The organism is Armatimonadota bacterium (assembly GCA_039679645.1).
GTDB lineage: Bacteria > Armatimonadota > UBA5829 > UBA5829 > UBA5829 > UBA5829.
In genome coordinates this window covers 35,783-56,349 of the sequence record JBDKUO010000020.1, presented here as the reverse complement: position 1 = coordinate 56,349, position 20,567 = coordinate 35,783, and the positions used below count along the sequence as shown (strand labels likewise).

The 20,567-nt window shown below is 51.1% G+C and carries 14 protein-coding genes; 11 read left to right on the top strand and 3 right to left on the bottom strand.

Features of this window, described 5'->3' with window-relative positions:
• Positions 1 to 122 precede the first annotated feature (122 nt).
• The 3 genes from ABFD83_04360 to ABFD83_04350 all read left to right on the top strand — a co-directional run bounded on the left by ABFD83_04360 (position 123) and on the right by ABFD83_04350 (position 7,172).
• Positions 123 to 3,110 carry a glycoside hydrolase gene (locus ABFD83_04360; GenBank protein MEN6356300.1) on the top strand — a complete coding sequence of 996 codons (2,988 nt, stop codon included), beginning with the start codon at positions 123 to 125 and terminating at the stop codon, positions 3,108 to 3,110.
• Positions 3,111 to 3,207: 97 nt separating this feature from the next.
• Complete coding sequence (locus ABFD83_04355) at positions 3,208 to 5,568, top strand: heavy metal translocating P-type ATPase (GenBank protein ID MEN6356299.1); 2,361 nt, start codon at positions 3,208 to 3,210, stop codon at positions 5,566 to 5,568.
• Positions 5,569 to 5,624: 56 nt separating this feature from the next.
• Positions 5,625 to 7,172, top strand: coding sequence for a tetratricopeptide repeat protein (locus tag ABFD83_04350; protein MEN6356298.1), 1,548 nt, complete (start codon positions 5,625 to 5,627; stop codon positions 7,170 to 7,172).
• A 475-nt stretch (positions 7,173 to 7,647) separates the two neighbouring features.
• On the opposite strand, the gene ABFD83_04345 is transcribed toward ABFD83_04350, so the two are convergent.
• The gene (locus ABFD83_04345; GenBank protein MEN6356297.1) at positions 7,648 to 8,028 is read right to left on the bottom strand and encodes a PRC-barrel domain-containing protein; all 381 of its coding nucleotides are present in this window, start codon (positions 8,026 to 8,028) and stop codon (positions 7,648 to 7,650) included.
• Positions 8,029 to 8,155: 127 nt separating this feature from the next.
• On the opposite strand from ABFD83_04345, the gene ABFD83_04340 reads away from it, so the two are divergent.
• Both ABFD83_04340 and ABFD83_04335 read left to right on the top strand, forming a co-directional pair.
• Positions 8,156 to 9,688, top strand: a complete 1,533-nt coding sequence (locus ABFD83_04340) for a bifunctional UDP-sugar hydrolase/5'-nucleotidase (protein ID MEN6356296.1) — start codon at positions 8,156 to 8,158, stop codon at positions 9,686 to 9,688.
• A gap of 198 nt (positions 9,689 to 9,886) precedes the next feature.
• The gene (locus ABFD83_04335; GenBank protein MEN6356295.1) at positions 9,887 to 11,314 is read left to right on the top strand and encodes an aspartate ammonia-lyase; all 1,428 of its coding nucleotides are present in this window, start codon (positions 9,887 to 9,889) and stop codon (positions 11,312 to 11,314) included.
• 6 nt (positions 11,315 to 11,320) lie between these two features.
• On the opposite strand, the gene ABFD83_04330 is transcribed toward ABFD83_04335, so the two are convergent.
• Together ABFD83_04330 and ABFD83_04325 are read right to left on the bottom strand one after the other, a co-directional pair.
• Complete coding sequence (locus ABFD83_04330; GenBank protein MEN6356294.1) at positions 11,321 to 12,883, bottom strand: hypothetical protein; 1,563 nt, start codon at positions 12,881 to 12,883, stop codon at positions 11,321 to 11,323.
• A 323-nt stretch (positions 12,884 to 13,206) separates the two neighbouring features.
• Positions 13,207 to 13,719: a periplasmic heavy metal sensor gene (locus ABFD83_04325; protein MEN6356293.1), complete on the bottom strand. Its 513-nt coding sequence runs from the start codon at positions 13,717 to 13,719 to the stop codon at positions 13,207 to 13,209.
• A 315-nt stretch (positions 13,720 to 14,034) separates the two neighbouring features.
• Here ABFD83_04325 and ABFD83_04320 point away from each other — a divergent pair, with 315 nt between their 5' ends.
• The 6 genes from ABFD83_04320 to ABFD83_04295 all read left to right on the top strand — a co-directional run bounded on the left by ABFD83_04320 (position 14,035) and on the right by ABFD83_04295 (position 20,564).
• Positions 14,035 to 14,715: a response regulator transcription factor gene (locus tag ABFD83_04320; protein ID MEN6356292.1), complete on the top strand. Its 681-nt coding sequence runs from the start codon at positions 14,035 to 14,037 to the stop codon at positions 14,713 to 14,715.
• Complete coding sequence (locus tag ABFD83_04315; protein MEN6356291.1) at positions 14,693 to 15,943, top strand: HAMP domain-containing sensor histidine kinase; 1,251 nt, start codon at positions 14,693 to 14,695, stop codon at positions 15,941 to 15,943. The genes ABFD83_04320 and ABFD83_04315 overlap by 23 nt, the downstream gene beginning before the upstream one ends.
• Positions 15,944 to 16,001: 58 nt before the next feature.
• Positions 16,002 to 16,529 (top strand): hypothetical protein, encoded by a 528-nt coding sequence (locus ABFD83_04310; GenBank protein MEN6356290.1) that lies wholly within the window; start codon positions 16,002 to 16,004, stop codon positions 16,527 to 16,529.
• Positions 16,530 to 16,884: 355 nt separating this feature from the next.
• Positions 16,885 to 18,084: a hypothetical protein gene (locus ABFD83_04305; GenBank protein ID MEN6356289.1), complete on the top strand. Its 1,200-nt coding sequence runs from the start codon at positions 16,885 to 16,887 to the stop codon at positions 18,082 to 18,084.
• A gap of 11 nt (positions 18,085 to 18,095) precedes the next feature.
• On the top strand, positions 18,096 to 19,280 hold the full coding sequence (locus tag ABFD83_04300; protein ID MEN6356288.1) for an AGE family epimerase/isomerase: 1,185 nt from the start codon (positions 18,096 to 18,098) through the stop codon (positions 19,278 to 19,280).
• Between the two features lie 3 nt (positions 19,281 to 19,283).
• Positions 19,284 to 20,564 (top strand): cellulase family glycosylhydrolase, encoded by a 1,281-nt coding sequence (locus ABFD83_04295; protein MEN6356287.1) that lies wholly within the window; start codon positions 19,284 to 19,286, stop codon positions 20,562 to 20,564.
• Positions 20,565 to 20,567 lie beyond the last annotated feature (3 nt).

Below are 20,567 nucleotides of genomic sequence, written 5' to 3'. Positions count from 1 at the left end.
ACCGTTGCATACAGCCAATACTCAATGCCTGCAGGTATATTGAACAAAAAGAAGGAACTGCAGCTCGTATCGAGCAAACAAAAACAAAGAACAAACATTGCTTGATTGGAGTAAGCCTTCAGATGAACTCACTGGATAAACTGATACAACCGGGCGCTCTTATGCGCCCTGCGCCGTTTTGGAGCTGGAACGATAAGCTTGATGAGCAGGAACTCAGGCGGCAGATTCGCGAAATGGCTCAAAAAGGCTGGGGAAGCTTTTTTATGCACTCTCGGGTCGGGCTTGTGACCGGATATCTGTCGGACGAATGGTTTGAACTGATAAACGCCTGCGCTGACGAAGCCGAAAAGACCGGCACATACGCATGGCTCTATGATGAAGACAAGTGGCCGTCGGGATTTGCAGGCGGAGAAGTGCCCGAAAAGGATGCAGCGTATCGATCACGCGCCCTTGTGTTCGTCAAAAAGGGCGGCGCCACAGAAAATGATGAGCTTCTCTGCTCCGTGACATACAAAGGTGCAGAGTATGATATATGCAAGCGCGTGCAGCCTCTTGGTGACTTGTGGTTCAACGGGGCAAGCTATGTGGATTTGATGAGCCCGGACGCCGTCAGAGAGTTCATCAACTGCACGCACGAAAGATATAAACAGCACTGCAGCAGGCACTTCGGCAAGACAATACCGGGCATCTTCACGGACGAACCATGCTATCTGGCTCAGCACAGGTATGACGTGCCTGTGGTGCCGTGGTCCGATTTTCTGCCGGATTTCTTTAAGCAGCTCAAAGGGTATGACCTGACAGACAAGCTGCCGCAGCTCTTTGTCGACATTGAAGACTACCGCAAGGTGCGCTTCGACTTCTACGATGCGGCAACAGAACTCTTCAAGCGATCTTTTACAAAGCAGTACTATGACTGGTGCAGTGAAAACAACATGATTATGACCGGCCACTTCATGGCGGAAGACGGGTTGGTATACCAGACACAGTGGTCGGGCGATGTGATGACTCATTATGAGTTTATGCATTGGCCGGGGATAGACAAACTCTCGCGCGTAACATGGCCGAGCCAACTGCTGACGGTCAAGCAGGTCACATCAGCCGCCGATCAACTCGGTAAAGAACGCTCCTTCTGTGAAGTGTTCGGATGCGTAGGCGGGCAGGTCAGTTTCTTCCACCGCAAGTGGATCGGTGACTGGCAGGCGGCACTGGGAATAAGTTTCGTCAATCATCATCTATCGCTCTACTCGATGCGCGGCGAGCGAAAGCGCGACTTCCCGGCTAACCTCTATTACCAGCAGCCGTGGTGGAACGATGAGAAGGAGTTCGCAGATTATGAAGCCCGGGTATGCGCGGCGGTCTCTGAAGGCGAGCGAATGGTGGACGTGCTGTTGATCCAGCCTCTGGCTAGTGTGTGGAGCGAATATTCACCGCTGCATAAATCGGCATCCGAAGCGCCGGAGCGGTTATATGATGAAGCATTCACCGATATATCCTCCAAGCTTATGGCCGAAAAGCTCGACTTCCACTTTGGGAATGAAAACCTGATGGCTAAATATGCATCTGTAGAAGGCAAGACCTTTAAGATAGGTAAGCATTCGTATAGCTGCGTGGTTGTTCCACCTGCATGCAACATCAAATCGCATACGTTTGATCTGCTCAAGCAATACGCGGCAAACGGCGGCAAACTCATATTCACCGGCTCGCTGCCGACTATGATCGACGGAATTGGAACGGCTGTGGATATTGCCGATTGCACGGTTGCATTTGATGTGGATGAGGCTGTAAAAGAAGTATCCAAGGCATTCCCGGACAGGATAAAGGTCACGGACAAATACACCGGAGAGAACGCCGGAGCAGTATTTATCCACTCTCGGAAGGTCGGCGGATCGACTCGTCACCTTATCGTGAACACTGACGAGCAGCGGCCTATACGCTCGACAATCAACATGCCCGGCAATCAGCCAACGGCAATTTTCGACCTGTACGATGGATCGTTTTACAAGCTGGAAGCAAAAGACGGCGTGATAGACGTCAACTTCGCTCCCGCTGGAAGCATATTGATAATCTGTGGCGAAGAGGCTAAAGAGGCGACCAAGAGCGCTCCCGCAGTGCTGGGATCGGGTGTATGCCTTACCGACTTCACACAGAGCATGCCGGAGGCAGTGATCAGCAAGTTTGACTGTCGGGTTCTGGAGGATAATGTGCTGCTGCTCAATGACTTAACTCTCGAACTGGACGGGAAAGTGGCATACGAAGGCCCTGTGTGCGGCTCATGGCATGACTATTATTACAAAGCCGACAACGGCACTGCGTTTAAGGCCACATACAAGTTCATCTCGGAGTGTGAAGTCGAAAACGCAGTTGCGGCAATAGAAGTCGCTGAAAACCTCGACTCGATCACATTCAACGGCCTGCCGGTAAAGGCTCTCAAAGAGCGCGGCGAGCTGGGAGCATTCGACCCCGCAAAGAGCTGGAAAGACATCAACTTCACAAAAGTGCCTCTGCCCGTCATTAAGAAGGGAACAAACACGCTCGTCATTGAAGGGATAAAGATCAACAACATCACAGGGATAGGTTTCCACGAAAGGGTGCCGAACTGGCAGGAACATCAGCCGACTGAAGCGGAAGAAGTCTATCTGACAGGTAAATTCTCTCTTTCGCCGATATCTGACGGTCAATATGTGATCACAGAGTTCAAACAGCCCGCCGGCAAGAACCTGACAGATGAAGGCTTCCCGTTCTATTGCGGACGCGCATTGCTCTCATCCGAGTTTGAGCTCTCTGAAAAACCCGCAGGAAGGCTTTATCTGAAGCTCAACCGGGCTAATCTGGCGTCGGCTGTGGTCAAAGTCAACGGCAAAGAGTGCGGAACCTTGAGATGGAAGCCGTTTGCACTGGATATCACAGACACTGTGAAATCCGGCAAAAACACATTGGAACTGGATATTGCGACGACTCTGGTCAACTGCTTCGGCCCGAACCGCAGGACCGGCATCAAAGAGGATACCGGGATCGGCCCCGGCAGCTTTATTGAGATGTCCAAGTTCAAGCGCGGCTACGAACTCTTCGAGTTTGGTCTGGAGAGTGTGTCAATATTCAAAAACAGGTAATAGGTAACAGGTAATAGAATAAGGCGGCAGGCAACAGGGATCAAAGCTGTTGCCTGTCGCCTTATTTGTGGGTATGATAACGGCAGAGGTGTTTATCATGTCTACAACCCATTATTCAGTTCTTGCCGCTGGAATCGCGCTTATAATATTCGTGCTATGGTTCTTCTTCGGCGGCAAGAAAGAGTCGATACAGACTAAAGAAGAGATGCCGGAGAGTGTCGAATCCGACTTCGCTATTACCGGCATCCACTGCCCGAGCTGCATGCTCTCTATACAGAAAGTGCTCTCACGCACCGAAGGCGTCTCAGATGTAAGCACCAACTTCGAATCGGCGCGGGCGACGGTCACATATGACCCGCATGCGCTCACGGTCAAGGATATCTCATCGAAAGTCGACAAACTCGGGTATACGGCGACACCTATTACCGAAGAGCGGGAGATGACCGAAGAGTCCGCACCGGACATGGAGACCGAGGTCAGGGACGTCCGCATGAGGCTGATCGTCTCGGTGTCGCTTACCCTGCCCGTCCTGATAATATCCATGGTGCTGCCGGTCTTCTTCGGTATGAAGATCGCCATGCCCCCCTCGCCGCTGGTATATGTTCAGTTTGTTCTCACGTCTATTGTGCTCTTTTACGCGGGATGGCGGATATACAAGAGCGCAATCGGAGCCATAACCAACCGCGCGAGCGATATGAACGTGCTGATAGCTGTGGGCACCTTTGCAGCATATATCTACAGCGCATTTGCAACTATTGCGCCTGGGCTGTTCTTAAGATACGGGGTCGAGCCGCATGTGTATTACGAGACTGTGGCGGTGATTATAACCCTGATCCTCACAGGTAAATTCCTGGAAGCGCGTGCGCGCAGCCACACATCAGACGCAATCCGCAAGCTCCTGAGTCTGCAGGCAAAGACTGCGCGAGTTATACGTGACGGCCAAGAGTTCGATATACCCATTGAAGAGGTGAGCGTGGGTGAAAAGATTATCGTGCGACCCGGCGAGAAAATACCTGTAGATGGGGTCATAACCGATGGATCGTCAGCAATTGATGAATCGATGATCACAGGTGAGAGCGTGCCTGTCGATAAGCAGCCCGGCGATGAAGTGATCGGCGCGACAATCAACAAGACGGGCAGCTTCACGTTCGAGGCGACAAAGATCGGCAGGGACACGATGCTCTCGCAGATAGTCAAAATGGTGAGGCAGACTCAAGCGACAAAAGCTCCCATACAAAAACTCGCGGATATGGTGGCGGGGATATTCGTGCCGGTGGTTATCTGCATTGCAATTGCGGCGTTTATGGTCTGGTTTATATTCGGACCCGCGCCGTCGATCACATTTGCGCTGATATCGTTTGTATCTGTGCTGATTATCGCCTGCCCATGCGCTCTAGGGCTTGCAACGCCTACCGCTGTAGCTGTCGGAACGGGCAAAGGAGCGGAAAACGGAATATTGATCCGAAGCGCCGAGGCTCTTGAGACGGCAAGAAAGCTCACCGCTGTCGTTCTGGACAAAACAGGCACGATCACACGCGGGGAGCCGTCGCTGACTGACGTAATTCCAATCACATGCATTGACAGGGATCAGCTACTGACGATAGCTGCTTCAGCCGAGAAGGCAAGTGAGCACCCTATAGCCGGAGCAATTGTGAAGGGCGCACAATCACAGAAATTGCAGATATCCTCACCCACCCGATTCGAAGCATTTCCAGGTGGAGGAATCAGGGCGACAGTCGACTCAAAGAATATCCTGATCGGCACGAGTAAGCTGATGGGTGAGAACAACATCAATACCTCGGCGCTGGATGAGTCCGCCCAGGAGCTTGGTTCACACGGCAAAACGGTTATGTATGTGGCAGTGGACGGCGAATGCGCAGGGCTGCTTGCTGTGGCAGATACCGTTAAGCCCGAATCTATACCGGCTATCGCACGATTGAAGCGGCTGGGGCTTAAGGTCGTGATGATTACCGGAGACAACAAGCAGACAGCAAATGCTGTCGCGTCGGAAGTCGGGGTTGATGAAGTTATGGCAGAGGTTTTGCCGGGTGACAAGTCTGCTGCAGTTAAAGAAATTCAGCGTACTGGTGGGACTGTCGCGATGGTGGGGGATGGAATAAACGACTCACCCGCCCTTGCTCAGGCTGATCTTGGAATAGCAATAGGCAGCGGGACAGACATCGCTATCGAATCATCTGACATCACCCTGATCAGCGGAGACCTGAACGGTGTCGCTACAGCAATCGAACTCTCTTGCGCTACCATGGCCAATATCAAGAAAAATCTCTTCTTCGCATTTATCTACAACACTCTCGGAATACCGATTGCAGCGGGCGCACTCTACCCCGCGCTCGGCATTCTGCTAAACCCTATGATAGCCTCTGTTGCTATGGCTGCGAGTTCGCTGTCGGTGGTCAGTAATGCTCTGAGATTGAGAAAGTTTGTGGCAAGGCACTGAGCATTTCCTATATGACAGTCTATATTGAATAGACTACAAAGCACGGGAACAAAACAATGAAGAACATCAGCCACGATGAGTTGGACAAGCAATTAGATGAAGATGGTAACCTCGACGAAGCGATAGACGAGCTTCAAGCCGCTGTTACATTAAAGCCTGATGACGTCCAGATATTGGACAGCCTCGGCTATGCTCTGTATCTTGTAGATAGAGCTGAAGAGGCTGAAAATGTATACCGCAAGGCATTGTCGGTTGAGCCTGATAACCCACATTTGAATCAGGGTCTTGGATATATTTTGGAATGGCAATGTCGGCATGAAGAAGCTGCGTCTGCCATTAAGGAAGCCATTCGGATCGACCCAGAAAATCCAGACTATTGGTTCCTGCTCGGTTATATTCTCGAGGACCTTGAGAGATATGATGAGGCAATTGACGCGCTTAATGAAGCCATACGAATTGATCCTGAATATGCAGATGCACATTACAATCTCGGGCTTCTTTACTCGAAACTGGAACGCCTGGTTGATGCTGAGAAAGAATACCAAGAAGCAATTAGGATCGATCCGGAATATGCAGATGCACATTATAATCTTGGGTCTCTTTATTTGAAAATGAAACGCACGAGTGATGCTGAGAAGGAATTTCAGGGAGCTGTCCGACTTGACCCGGAAGATAAAGATAACTGGGATGTGCTAGGCTGGACCCTTGCCGATCTTGGCAAATATGAAGAGGCAATAGCAGCATATAAAAAGGCGCTTGCAATTATGCCGGAGAACTCTGACACTCACTGGAGGTTGGGCGACGCGCTCGATGAACTCGGTCGATATGAAGAGGCAGTCTCGGCTTATCGTGAGGCAATTCGCCTGAAGCCTGAAGAAGCTGAGTATATGCTTTGGAACAGCCTTGGTTTTTCACTCAAACATTGCGGTAAAATAGAAGAGGCAATAGCAGCATGTCTTCATTCTATCAGCCTCAATGCAGAATGCGCCGATTCACATTACTTCTTAGCACAAACACTGCAAGAATTGAACAGACTTGGCGAAGCAGAATCCGAATCACGCGAGGCAATTCGCCTTGAACCTCAAGACCCGGATATGTATTATCAGCTTGGTTTGGTGCTCGAAGACACTGACCGTCATGAAGAATGTGCACAGGTATTCAAAGAAGCTATTCGCCTTAACCCCAATGATTATGGCCCTCATTACAGACTTGCCTGGGCTTATGAAAGACTACGCAAGCTCAATGAGGCATCTGCAGAATATCGCGAGGCGGCACGTATCAAGCCTGAGAACTGGTGGCCTTATTACAACCTCGCAAATGTAGTTCGCGATCAAGAGAAGTATGAAGAAGCAATTGCGCTTTATAAAAAAGCACTGGAAATTAACCCGGAGGAAGATACTGTCTACTTCAATCTAGGATACTGCTATTCTAGACTCGGGAAGCTGGAGCTTGCCGACCAGGCCTATCGCGAAGGACTTCGCCTGAATCCGAATGATGCTGACGCGCACGATGAACTTGGGGATATTCTCCAGCGCCTTGGTCGGTCAGAAGAAGCTGTTGAGGAATTCCGTGAAGCAGAGCGCCTGGGAGCTAATGATGTATGACCGTAAAAAGGCCCCGGGCTTTGTTCTCTCCAGGGCCAGATAGGATAAAAAAACAGAAATGTATGTGCTTTAGAGAATCAAGAGGTCGAGCCGGGAATCAATCCCTTGTTTGCCTTCTTGCCCTGCTTGTCACGGCGCTTCTCTTTAATGTCCTTCTTCGGCGCTTTCACATCTTTCTTTGGAGATTTGTCACCCATTGCAAGGATACTCCTTTCAGATGGCAGCCAACACACTCATGGATTCAGCATTTGGCCTAGTCCATTCTTTCGGGATTTCGCCCAAACTTCTATAAATTTTAGCCATCTATTTTACATACATACTAGGCTCTTCTTGGCCTGACGTCAAGCGAGTGTGGCTAAATATCACCGCGCCTTTCGATGGAGATAAAGATGCAGGCATAAATAAGCAAAAGGGCCGGAACTCGCCTCATATTCCGGCCCTCTCTGGTTCGCTGCCGACCTGTATCCGTCAAAAATTATGCAGCAACTCTTCGCAACCAATACTCCACGTAGGGCATCACATCCACAACGTCATCCGTAAACTCCGGGCACTCGCTTATTGCCGACTGGCTCACAGGCACAACAACCGCGCCCGCCGTGAGGTCCAGATACATCCCTTCAACTGGAATCAGAGCAGTCTTGCCCGATGCATGACTTGTCACTGCGGCAAATATGATCTGGCCGGTACCGACATCGGCCAGAAGGTCCGATACTTTGCCGAACTCCACGCCATCCGCATCCAGTACTCGCCAACCCATCGCGTCGGGCTGGCCGTCTGCCAATTGATATGTAACACGGCTTAGTCTGACCAGGCCGCCTTTTTCTTCCTCTTCGGGAAAGTCAGGATAATACTCCATCGCCTTTACCCTCGCCCAACTGTAATCTTGACGGGACGGATTCGCCCGACATAATTTGGTTACCCTATACTCCCGAAAACGACACTAAATGTGATATAATTCCGCATAATCCAAACCGAGGTGGCATATGCTTAATTTGCACAAACGCATCAGAATTCTTACTCTTCTTGGTGTTATTCTCTCGCTTTGCATACAAATATCCGTCTTTGGGGCAGATAAGCCTAATTACCTTGCCCTGACCATACTTCATACAAATGATATACACGGTCATCTCTTTCCATTCGACTACAATGCCCTCGGCAAACCTGAAACCAATGTAGGCGGCGCGGCGCGCAGAGCTGCAATGATCAGAACAATTAAAAGCGAATCCACAAATCCGGTGATCGTGATGGATGCGGGAGACGTGTTCACGCGTGGGCCTCTGCAGGACCTTGAAGGCAAGCCCGATTTCGATGTTATGAACGCTGTGCCGTATGACATAATGACACTGGGCAACAACGAGTTCAAAGGAGACAGCTACATAAACAATCCCAGCCCTCTAGGTCTGGATATATTGCGTGAAAGGATCAAACAAGCAGAATTTAGCGTAATCTCAGCAAATGTAATAGAAAAATCGACAGGGAGCACGCTGGTAGCGCCTTGTCATATCTTTGAAGCGGGCGGAATAAAAATAGGGGTGTTTGGGCTCACTGCCCCAAGGGTTGCCGGTTATCCACAGGCAGTAGCGCTACAGCTTAACGATCCAATAGCCACAGCAAAAAAAATGGTGGCGGAGCTGTCCGACAAATGCGACTTCATTATAGCATTGACCCATATCGGATATGATTCCGATCTCGCGCTGGCAAGCTCTGTGCCGGGAATAGATGTAATTATTGGAGGCGATTCTCACACATGGCTGGATAAACCGACTCTTGTGAAGAATGATAATGCTAGTGAAACAGCCTGCTGGGTAGGCGGAACAATCATCTGTCAGGATGGGGAATGGGGAAAGGCCCTGGGCAAACTGGACTTGTATCTGCACAAGGAGAGCGATGGGCGTTATCTAGTGATGAGTTATAAAGATCAAGTGATCGATATAGACTCATCGATTCAGCCTGCGCAAGACGTTGAGATCATACTCGAGAACTACACAAAGCCGTATATGGTCAAGATCGGTACACTTGATAAGGATGTCACTTTATCAAATGCCCCGGCATGGGTCGCCGAAAGGCTTCGAGAAGCGACAAAGTCGGACATAGGCTTCCGGCCATATGACGGAGTTGAGAGCGGACTTGCAACAGGACCTGTCACCGAGCTTGATCTGCGAAAAATGGTCCCGTGGAATAACAAAGTAGTGGTTGTAAAGGCAACGGGCGCTCAGATTAATAAACTTGTGCTGCAGCCGAATGCTGCTGTTGTAGGAGCCGAGATACGCGACGGTCAGCTATATGTTGGTAACAATAAGGCAGAGCCTGCATCATACTATACAATTGCAAGCGAAGACTACTATGCCATAACAAGCCCTGCGCTTTCCGACGCGCAGATCACTAAAACGGACTTGAGCACGAGAGATATCTTGCGCTCGTATGTGGCTCGACACGATCAATCTAATAATAATACTTTACCGGCTGCCGCTGTGCGAGAGCCGGTGATTTCTATGGCCGGGACAATCGCACCTTAATTTTGTGTTAAATGGTGCCTTGCGACTAAAGTCACTGCTACAAATACACAAAGTCGGCCTTCGCCGACTGAAACCTCAGTGCCCGCAGGGACACTTTGTGCAGTTTTTAGCTGCGGTTTTAACCGCAGAGGCCAAAACAAGGTAAATGGCATTTTGATTCGTTCGCTCTGTTTCAAGCCCGGGTGATATAATACCGATATGAAAACAAGGACTGAGCATGACCTGCTGGGCGCGATGGAAGTGCCAGCGGATGCGTATTACGGCATCCACACTCTCCGCGCTCATGAAAACTTTAATCTCTCGGGGATCAGGCTCCACCCGGAGCTTATTCGTGCGCTCGCTGATGTTAAGAAAGCCTGCGCTCTGGCTAATCTGCGCACAGGACACCTGGACCGGCATATAGCCGACGCAATAGCCGGAGCTTGCGATGAAATAGCGTCGGGCAGGCTGCACGATCAGTTCATAACCGATGTATTTCAGGGCGGCGCCGGAACATCGGCCAATATGAACGCCAATGAGGTAATCGCTAACCGCTCAATTGAAATCCTTGGCGGCAAAAAGGGCGATTACAGCATCGTCCACCCGCTCGATCATGTGAACCTGGCTCAGGCCACAAATGATGTTTTCCCGACGGCTGTCAAACTCGCCGCTATACGCCTTCTTATTCCTACGAGCAAGGCTGCATCCGAACTCCAGCGCGCGCTTCAGGAGAAAGAAAACGATTTCGCTGCTGTGCTCAAGACCGGCAGAACTGAAATGCAGGACGCTGTGCCGATTACTCTCGGCCAGGAGTTTGCGGCATGGGCGCAGGCCGTCCAGCGCGACTGGTGGCGGCTGTATAAAGTCGAAGAACGCCTCAGGCAGGTAAACCTTGGCGGAACGGCAATAGGGACAGGTCTTAATGCAGATCAGAAATATGTCTATATAGTTGTAGATATCCTGCGTGAGATCACGAATGTCCCTCTGGCTCGGGCTGAGAATATGATAGACGTCACTCAAAATGCGGATGTATATGTCGAGGTATCGGGACTTATTAAGGCGGCTGCCGTAAACCTTGCCAAGATCGCATCAGACCTGCGCATATTAAGCTCCGGGCCAAAAGCCGGGATCGGCGAAATCAAGCTGCCACCGCTGCAGGCAGGAAGCTCGATTATGCCGGGTAAGGTAAACCCCGTTGCAACTGAGGCCGTGAGCCAGGCTGCGTTCCAGATAATGGCAAACGATCATGCAATTACAATCGCGGCGATGAGCGGGCAGCTTGAGCTCAATGCGTTTCTGCCTATGCTATCGCATAACCTATTCCAATCGCTCCAACTGCTTCAGAACTCAGCGCTGCTGCTGGCGGATAAGTGTGTCAGGGGAATAGAGGCTAATTCCGACCGCTGCCGCATGCTCGTCGAAGGCAGCTTTGCTATGCTCACTGCTTTAAGCCCACACATAGGCTACGAAGCAGCGTCCGAACTTGCTACTGAAGCGGACAAAACCGGCAGGACTATCCGCGAGGTCGCTCTCGAGAAGAAGCTCTTTACCAGGGAACAACTGGACACAATTCTGTCGTCTGTGGAAATGACTAAACCTGGAATAGCAGGGGCTAAAGCTTTTAAGCCAAAGGCCACGGGCAAATAAACAGCTTTACTCGTGGTTAACGGGTATGATTTTCGGCTCTACAACATCCTTGTTGTCTTCTGCTCTAAACTCCACAGTAAAGCCCTTGAACCTGAACCTGGCGACGTTGTGTGGACCGAGATATGGCTTTAGTGATGTCGATACGACCGGGTCAGTAAAGGAGTCCACAATCACCCACTTGCCTTGAAGCGAGCCGGATGTGTGGGCATTATACAGTGAGCGTGAGATTATGCAGGTTGCGCCATTCTTCACTCTCACAGCAATATCATTGAACGTTTGATCGGATAAAGCATGGCCGCATACGATGAAACACTCGACGCTGTCGAGGACAGGACCTGTCACAAGATGGTCGAAGACCGCTACGCTGTCTATCGGCACGAAAAACGGCCATGGATATTCGGGATACACATTATGATTGTTGATCGAAATAGCTCCGGGGCGGGCAACCCCGTGAGTTAAAATCGGCCATACCTGCAGCCACTCGGCGCTGACATCGTCCATCGGATGATCGGGGTTTCCAAGCAGACGATCACGATACATTGTTCCGCGCTGGCCCCAGGCTCCGTCCGGCAGTCGGATAATTGCGACACGCGGCCTGTAATCCCGCCAGGAATAGCTCCTGGGGTGCTCAGGAACATATCTCTTATAGAAATCCTGGACAACTTTTCCGTGATTTGTCAGCTTATATGAGCCGTCATCTTCCCATGAAATCAATGAGCCCGTCGGTGAAGCAAGCGGATGACGTTTGCCTGGCCTGCCGGGATAATCCAAGTTCTCGACATACAAAGCTTCAGCTCCGAGCCAGTAGCCCATCATAAGAGCCGACTTCAGCGCCTGCGGAGAATGGCCGGGATAGCAGCTTTTGCACCAAAGATCCGGTGAAACCCACCAATCCGCATCCGAATTCTTGTACTCAAGTGCAGCCCCAAGAGAAATAGACATCACAACTGAACTCAGGTTTTCTTTAAGAATCTTTGGAGTGATGGTCCAGCCTGCGCGAGCGAAAATATGGAACATATCCGGCCATACGTCCTCCGTCGAGAGCGTCAGCCGATCCTTATAATGGATTCGCTTTAGCTGTTTGCACTTTTCGACCAGGAGATTGTATGAGGTAATAAGGTCCTTGCCTTTTGTATCAACCAAAAATGGAGCATCAAATCTCTGTTTATCATCAGTGTGGACAAACATGTTGCCGGTCAGCTGCATGTGCTCGCACTCGTCATAAGTGACGCCGAGCAGCGCAGCCTGCCCAGCCTTTTGCGGCGGCAGGATAGGATCAAGCCAGGACATGCGAAGGTCCCAGCGGTGCGTGCCGTCCGGATGCGTAAACTCGTTGACTCCCGGGGCGATCTCGGCGGACTTGACGAAGTTGGGGATCTCATTGTTGAGCATATACTTCAGGCCGCATTCGCGCATTGACTCGTCAATTGCCTGAACACGACGAGCCATGTTCCCATCGCCGCTAGTTGGGAAAAGGTGGTAGACCATAAAATTAACCCCGAGATCGGCAAGAGCACTTTTGACAAGCGCAGAACCGTCACCGAACGGGTTGCCGGTCTTGCTTGCCAACCATTCGCTTCCCGCATTGTCGACGCCCAATAGAATTGGCTGCCGCGCCGGTTGGGCTAAGGTTGTCGCTGTGCAGGCAAATATGAGTATGCATAAGAGCAGTAATATACTTTGCTTCATTTTCTTCTGTTGTTTCCGACTATCGTCCTGCAGATTCGATTTACTTATAGGTTTTCGGTAACTATCTCGGAAATTCCTGTCTCGTCTGTCGAGATGACAAATCAGGAATTGTGGGAGCTAAAACAGCAAAAAGCCCCCGCGGGAGAGAGATGCGGGGGCTTTACGGCAGCGCCTACTTAATGCTTGCCAGGACGCTGCACATCTTAATAGCTGCCTGGCGAAGATGAACCATCTGGTGGTGGTCCGCCGGGGCCACCGGGGCCATCAGGTTTGCCGGAAAATGTGGTCGCCGACTGGAGCGACGTGATCTGATCGGAAGTCAAAATGCCTCTGACCTTTGCCCACACACTTATGCTTTCACTGACAACAGCAGCTTCCGCTTTCTCAGCCTTGGCTGCCGCTGCCGCTACAGCATCGGCATCGTATGTGGAGGCAAAGATAGCCTCGCGAAGGGCTTTGGATGCCGCGGCGGACGTCTTCGTAAGAGACTGGATGGTCGAATCACCGTCCGTTAAAATGGTCTTCAGGCTTTCCGCTTGGTCAGTCGTGAGACTGAGCTTATCAGTGAGCCGATCAATCATATCGGCCTTTGGCGGCATTACCGCCATCATTACGCTGGACGTTCCCATGCCGCCCTGTCTGGGGCCGCCCTGACACCACGCGGGTGTCATACACATAACTGCCAGCATTACCACGATCAAAGTAGTGAGCTTCATTTCCGGTTCCTCCTTTGAAAAGTTGAGAGTGGAGAGTTGAGAGCTAAAGCTCGCAACTGCTTCCGCTCATCCAACTGTCTGCAGTGTGAGCGTGAGTGCCGTAAGTGCGTCTCAAAACTGCAATGAAGCCGCTTTTCTGCTGTAGCCTGCTTCCAGTTACTATGACGAAAACGCGCTCACAATCAGTTCCAAAAACAGATCACACATACATCACAGTTGTGTTTAAGTTGCATCGTATAGGCAATGCGGATTTGCCGGAAGGTGGCGCGCATGCTAGAATCAGAATGGATGATCCAGAGATGATGGAGTAAAAATATGCTTATCCTGATCGTTGACGATGATGCTGATCTTATAGAAGGCCTTAGATGGTATCTGGAAGCCGAGGGCTATGAAGTTATATCGGCGACGGACGGCGAGGCGGCTATAGAGTTGTTTTGCGGTAGAAAGCCTGACCTGGTAATACTGGACATTATGATGCCGAAGATGGACGGGATCAAGACGTGCGAGATGATAAGCCGCAGCTCCGATGCCATGATAATGATGCTCTCCGCTCGCGACAGCGAGATAGACAAGGTCCGGGCGCTCAAAATAGGCGCTGACGACTATGTTACAAAGCCGTTCCATACATCCGAACTGCTTGCAAGAATTCAGGCGCTGCTGCGCAGAAAAGGTCGCGGCAAGTCGCTGGAGTCATCATATCACTGGAATAATTTGGAACTTGCCATCGCCGAGCATCGGGCGAGTGTTGACGGAACGATAGTCGAGCTTACTGCGATGGAATTCGATCTGCTTGCCGCGCTTATGGGCAGCCCGCAGGTTGTGCTCGCGCGCGAGCAGTTGGTGGAAGCGATATGGGGAGACGACTTCTACGGCGAGCTTCGCCTGGTCGACAACCTGGTATATCGACTCCGCGAAAAACTCACCGGCGCAGGATGCGTCGATTTCCCGATTGCAACGGTGAGAGGAGTCGGATATGCGTATCGTCCCGAGGGTTAATGTACGTGTGAGCCTAGCTCTAGCAATATTGCTGACTATTGTATTGAGCTGGATCATCAGTTCGGGGATCGCGAACTATCTCAATTATCTCAATATTCGCTCGTTTCAGCAGGAAATGGTTAAACACCCGGAACTCTACCCGAGGCCAATGCCGGAACCGAGATTCGGTTGGATGGAGTTTTTGAGCGCGAGCTATCCCTTTCCACCTAAGCACGAACGCCGACCTCCGCCTGATCCGAATATGATGAACAAACCCCGGCCTCCTGTCGAAAGGCCACCCGACCGGTCGTCAATTCCGTTTGACCTAAAATGGTCGTTTATACGCCTTGGGGTGGCTCTCGGACTGGCTGCGCTGGCAGGAGCATGGCTTGGACGCAGGTTCACCCGACCTCTCACACAACTGACGAGTGGAGCCGAAGCGTTCAGGTCGGGCGACTTTGAATACCGAATACCCATCAGTGGAAAGAGTGAATTCGCGGAAGTAGCGGACGCTATGAACGATATGGCCGGACAGGTCTCCGATCAGATCAGGCGGCTGGAAAAGGACGCCGAACGCAGAAGACAGTTCCTGGCCGATATTGCACACGAATTCCGCAGCCCGGTCGCCACAATGCGCACCATGGCAGGGGCCCTGTCAGACGGTATAGCTGACGAGCCCGAACGCAAGGAAAGAGCTATATCAGCGCTGGTGGGCACATCTGAAAGGCTGCTGCGGCTGGTCCGAGACCTGATGGAACTGGCTAAAATCGACCTGGACGACTTTCCGCTTAACGTGCGTGACGTAGACATGCGAGAGCTGGTCACATCCGTGATCTGCTTACAGGATGCGAAAGCTGCTGAGGCAGGAATTATTATTCATCCGCTCCAGTCGCCCGAGTTCGTAACAGCCAAGGTTGATCCTGATCGAATTACTCAGGTGCTCGACAATATAATTGATAACGCGATCAGTTATGCCGGAGAGTGCTCGCACGTCAATGTGACTCTGGAGGATGGAGATCAGATCAAAATAATCATCTCAGACACCGGAAAAGGTATTCGGCAGGCGGATATAGGCTGCGTGCTCGACCCGTTCTATCGAGCGGATGCAGCAAGAACTCCAGGTGACTGCCACTCGGGTCTGGGATTAAGCATCGCGTGCAGGCTGGTTGAAGCGCACGGCGGCAATCTGAACATCGACAGCAAAGAAGGCGCGGGGACTACGGTAACCATAGTTATTCCCAAAAGGTGAAATCCGCGTTCGGAAGTGATATGATGTTATAGTGAAATGCCAATCGGGAGGATTACATATGGCGGAGTTGAAAGTCGGCGATACGGTGCAGGTTATAACCAGAGAGGTTACAAATGACGACTATAAGAGCAGCCTGTATTTCGCGTATTTCGGCGGACTTGTTGGAAGTGTGGACAGAATATATGATGACGGCTCGGTATGCGTTGAAATAGACATTGACAGCCTGACTGAGGATGCGCGCAAAAGACATCTCGACACTCAGGAAGCGGAGAGAAAGAGATGGCTCGACAGCCTTTCGGGCGAAGCTAGAAACCGGCTCACCGAAGATCAGAAAAAGCTCAAAATAAGCTACAAAATACTTGTATCAAAAAAAGACCTGGAACCAACTAAAAGTCCTAAAAAGAAAACCAACCGGACATCCGAGGAATCCGGATCAAATAAAGACTCTGCTGCTGATCATAAGGGCCCTGCCAGGGCCCCGGATCCCGCTGAGGCAAAGGATCAGCCCGTAAAGCGCCTGAGCGAAGCCGACCTGGCTGCAAAGGAAGAAGAGTTTCTTCGTGCTCTTCAAAATCGCTCGCAGTAAGAAGCCCTTTATATAGAATCCGCAACTAGATGGCGTCAAATCCTCATCTGACGTCACCACCACTCTCACTATACTCCGACATTTTTTAGCTCGCAGGCTATTAGCAGCCTCAGATTATATGCTATATTACTTGTAACGTGTGTCTGGTTTTGGTGAAGGCAGGATTATTGCGATAGGTTCGGTTCAAAGCAGATCCCTCGACTTCGCTCGGGATGACTGGATACGATAGGCCAGCTTGTTGATGAATAATGCTGGTTCAGTCGCAGGGCGGCTGAAACTGCTGCCACAACTATATAAAGTCCCCTTACGACGCAGTATCGATCCGCATCATATTCTATTATCTATTGGAGTGAGAATGGACGAGATAAGACAAATTGAAGCTGACTCATTGAAACGTAATCTTAAATGGTTCAAAGAATCCGGCATAATGGACCCTGCAGACGGGAGCTGGGGTCTGGCGGAAAGAATCGCTCTGACTGAGGATAACTCGGCAATCGAAGCAATAAAGAAGGCATTTACGGCATATTCGGATTTTGACGGATATTCCGTGATCGAGCACCGCCGCCCCGACTGCAACTTCGAGGCCGCGCTTATGTTTCTGCTTGCCGCGGAAGTTTTCGACAGCAGTGATATGCATCAAACTGCGAGCAATATTCTGCATTTCCTGTTTCGCAGAAGCTGCACCCGCAATGAGATAGAAGACAACAATGTGCGATTTATGTGGCGATGGGCATCCGGATACTGGTGGCAGCCTTATTATGTAGACGACAATTCATGGAACGGAGCGCTCTCGATTATGATCGGCAGGCGCTATCCCGACCTGAACGCACAGCACTCGCTTGTCGATAAGGGTATAGAGACAATCGAGACGATCCGGGTAAGCCTGCAAAACTACCTAGACGGTAAAGAGCAGCCGAAAGACCAGCCGCCGGTCTCAGGACTGGAACTCTCTCCACATTTTGCCGCGCTGGCTATTATGGCTTTTGCTCACAGTTGGAAAGCGTTCCAAAACAGCAATTTACAATCGACCGCGCTTCAATATATCGATAGGGTGCAGGATAAGAAGCAGAGCTTCTCAAGCAGCGAGCATGGCTACTACCTTATGGGCAATGCATGCTGCGCCTCCGCATTCGAAGACGATTGCTTCCTTAAGGAAGCGAGGGAAAGCGCAAATTATATCTTGTCCATTATGTCCCCTGAAGGGCTAATTCCGAGTGAGCATAATGAAGCGCCCACCGGAAAAAACCTTGTAGACACAATCTACACCCAAAACTGGTGCGCCCTCGGCCTGCATGCAATATGGAAGCTGACCGGCGATACTGCTTATCGCGAGGCATATGAGCGGTCTGTCCGCCTGCTTGCAAGCATTCAGGATGATACTCCTGCTCCACACTTTAACGGCTGCTGGCGAGGGATGTACGACATGGAGAAACGCGCCTGGGGCGGGGGTGATAAATACGAAGGCGGCGCAGGCAGTATATACAGCGGCTGGACAAACGCCCCTATTTCATTCACTTTTGCTATGGATATACTCGGGCTGTCGCTGCTGCCTTAAAGGAAAAAGTTATGAATTCAATTCTCGACTCATACGCAGATATATACCGCAGCGCTCTAGTTAATGACTGCATTCCATTTTGGCAGAAGAATTGCCCCGACCACGAGTACGGCGGCTATTTTGATTGTCTGGATAGAGACGGCAGCGTCTATGACACCGAGAAGTATATGTGGATGCAGTGGCGCAAGGTGTGGATGTTCTGCGAGCTATATAACAAGCTTGAGCCAAGGCAGGAATGGATCGACTTAGCACGGCTCGGCTATGACTTTCTTACAAAGTATGGACGCGATCAGCGGGGACGATACTATTTCGCTCTTGCGCGCGACGGCAGGCCAACAATGGCGCCATATTCGGTCTTCTCCGATTGCTTTGCAGTAATGGGCTCGGCGGCATATTATCGCGCTACAGGTGATGAAGGCGCCCGTGCAGAAGCTTTGCGAGCATTTGAAAGCTATCTCTCGCGTGAGATGAAACCAAAGGGTGAGTGGACGAAAGAAATGGAAGGCCGGGAGCCGATGAAAGCACTTGGCTTCTATATGATGAAAGCCAATCTGCTTGCCGTCCTAGACGAATGCATCGGCGGTATATCTGCCTGCTCGGAGTCTATAGATACGGTCAGAATGGTAATGGACCTCTTCTGGAACCCTGACTTTAAGGTAATGTTCGAGAATGTCAGGCAGGACGGGTCATTTGACCTCGACTCTATGCAGGGACGCCATCTCAACCCCGGCCATGCCATAGAGGCGATGTGGTTTATTATGAATATCGCTGCCAGAGCGGGTGAGACGGAACTGGCACAACGCGCTGCGGATATCGCGCAGGCGGAGCTTGAGTTCGGCTGGGACCCCGATCACGGCGGTATATTTTACTTCATGGACGCGCTCGGCAAGCCCCCTCTGGAACTGCAGTGGGACATGAAGCTGTGGTGGGTGCATAACGAAGCGCTGATAGCAACCGCCATGGGATACAAGCTTACTGGAAAGCAAGAATTAGCCGAGTGGTTCAAGCGTATTCACGACTGGACCTGGGAGAGATTTCCTGACCCAGAATACGGCGAATGGTTCGCTTATTTGAACAGATATGGTGAGCCGACTCACATGCTCAAAGGCGGCAAGTGGAAATGCTTCTTCCATCTGCCCCGAATGCTTCTGGTATGCTCATCTCTCTTCAACAACACATACTTTGAAAGTGAGTAAGCAATGAAAACAGCTATCGTAATGATGCTTCTGACGATGATGGTCTGCGGGAGCTGCATGGGTGCGCCATCATCCCTGCCTCCGCCTGCGATTCCCGAAGGTCTGGGTGTGAACATCCATTTTGCCGGAAGCGATATGGCGCAGGTAAACAAGATTGCTGACGCGGGCTTTAGGTTTGTGCGCATGGATTTCGGGTGGGGCGGCGTCGAGACTAAAAAGGGAGAGTATAGCTTTAAGATTTTCGACGAATTGGTCGACTCCATGGCTGCGCGCAACATCCGCGTGATCCTGATCCTCGATTACAGCAACCCGATTTACGAAAACAGCGCTCCTCCCCTTACTGATGAGGCAAGAGCAGCCTTCGCGGCTTATGCAAAGGCCGGAGCAGCCCACTTCAAGGGCCGGGGCGTTGTTTGGGAGATATATAATGAGCCCAACGGTGACTGGTTCTGGAAGCAACCCAAAGCTGAGGATTATGTAAAGCTGGCGAAGGTCACTTACAAGGCAATTAAGGAGGCCGATCAGGATAGTGTGGTTATCGGCCCCGCGAGTTGCGGCTCATGGGCCCGAAAATATCTGGAAGAGGCTTTCAAGTCCGGCTTGCTGGAATATGTCGATGCAGTCTCGGTGCATCCATACGGATGTAAGAAACCGGAGGACGCCAATGTGTTCTACTCCTGGCTGCGGCGCAAGATAAGCCAGTACGGTCCCAAGGGTGCCTCGCGTCCGATCATAAGCGGCGAGTGGGGTTATCCGTCTCTGCCGTCCAGTACTTTCGGCGACGGAGTTACGCTTGAAGGCCAGGCCGATTATCTGGCTCGAATGCTTCTGGTCAACACTATGAACGGCTGCCCGATCAGTATATGGTATGACTGGCGCAATGACGGCACCGGAACCAATCCCGGAGACAGGGAACACAACTTCGGCACACTCTTTTTCGACTTTAAGGAGAAGCCATCTTATGTTGCAATGAAGACTCTCTACAAAGAGCTTGACGGCTATTCGTTTGTTCGCCGGATCTCTATGGGGACCATCAATGACTATGTGATACTCCTGCGCAAAGGCGGCGACTATCGCATCGCCGCATGGACTGTCGGTGACGCGCATACTGTCTCAATACCAGTCGATACGCCCGTCGTCAATGTAGTCTCGCTTATGGGAGACAGGAAGAGCATGGCAGTCGAAAACGAAACGATAAATGTTGATCTTGCAGGATCAGTGCAGTATATTGAACCGGCTGCACCCTGCCGCCGGTGGGCACTGGACACTTCTTGGAGAAAGTAAATT

Excerpts from the sequence above, each read along its gene's own strand:
- ABFD83_04345 (MEN6356297.1), bottom strand. The coding sequence starts at position 8,028 with ATGGAGTATTATCCTGACTTTCCCGAAGAGGAAGAAAAAGGCGGCCTG.
- ABFD83_04325 (MEN6356293.1), bottom strand. The coding sequence starts at position 13,719 with ATGAAGCTCACTACTTTGATCGTGGTAATGCTGGCAGTTATGTGTATG.
- ABFD83_04350 (MEN6356298.1), top strand. The coding sequence starts at position 5,625 with ATGAAGAACATCAGCCACGATGAGTTGGACAAGCAATTAGATGAAGAT.
- ABFD83_04340 (MEN6356296.1), top strand. The coding sequence starts at position 8,156 with ATGCTTAATTTGCACAAACGCATCAGAATTCTTACTCTTCTTGGTGTT.
- ABFD83_04310 (MEN6356290.1), top strand. The coding sequence starts at position 16,002 with ATGGCGGAGTTGAAAGTCGGCGATACGGTGCAGGTTATAACCAGAGAG.
- ABFD83_04355 (MEN6356299.1), top strand. The coding sequence starts at position 3,208 with ATGTCTACAACCCATTATTCAGTTCTTGCCGCTGGAATCGCGCTTATA.
- ABFD83_04300 (MEN6356288.1), top strand. The coding sequence starts at position 18,096 with ATGAATTCAATTCTCGACTCATACGCAGATATATACCGCAGCGCTCTA.
- ABFD83_04360 (MEN6356300.1), top strand. The coding sequence starts at position 123 with ATGAACTCACTGGATAAACTGATACAACCGGGCGCTCTTATGCGCCCT.
- ABFD83_04320 (MEN6356292.1), top strand. The coding sequence starts at position 14,035 with ATGCTTATCCTGATCGTTGACGATGATGCTGATCTTATAGAAGGCCTT.
- ABFD83_04315 (MEN6356291.1), top strand. The coding sequence starts at position 14,693 with ATGCGTATCGTCCCGAGGGTTAATGTACGTGTGAGCCTAGCTCTAGCA.
- ABFD83_04335 (MEN6356295.1), top strand. The coding sequence starts at position 9,887 with ATGAAAACAAGGACTGAGCATGACCTGCTGGGCGCGATGGAAGTGCCA.
- ABFD83_04305 (MEN6356289.1), top strand. The coding sequence starts at position 16,885 with ATGGACGAGATAAGACAAATTGAAGCTGACTCATTGAAACGTAATCTT.
- ABFD83_04295 (MEN6356287.1), top strand. The coding sequence starts at position 19,284 with ATGAAAACAGCTATCGTAATGATGCTTCTGACGATGATGGTCTGCGGG.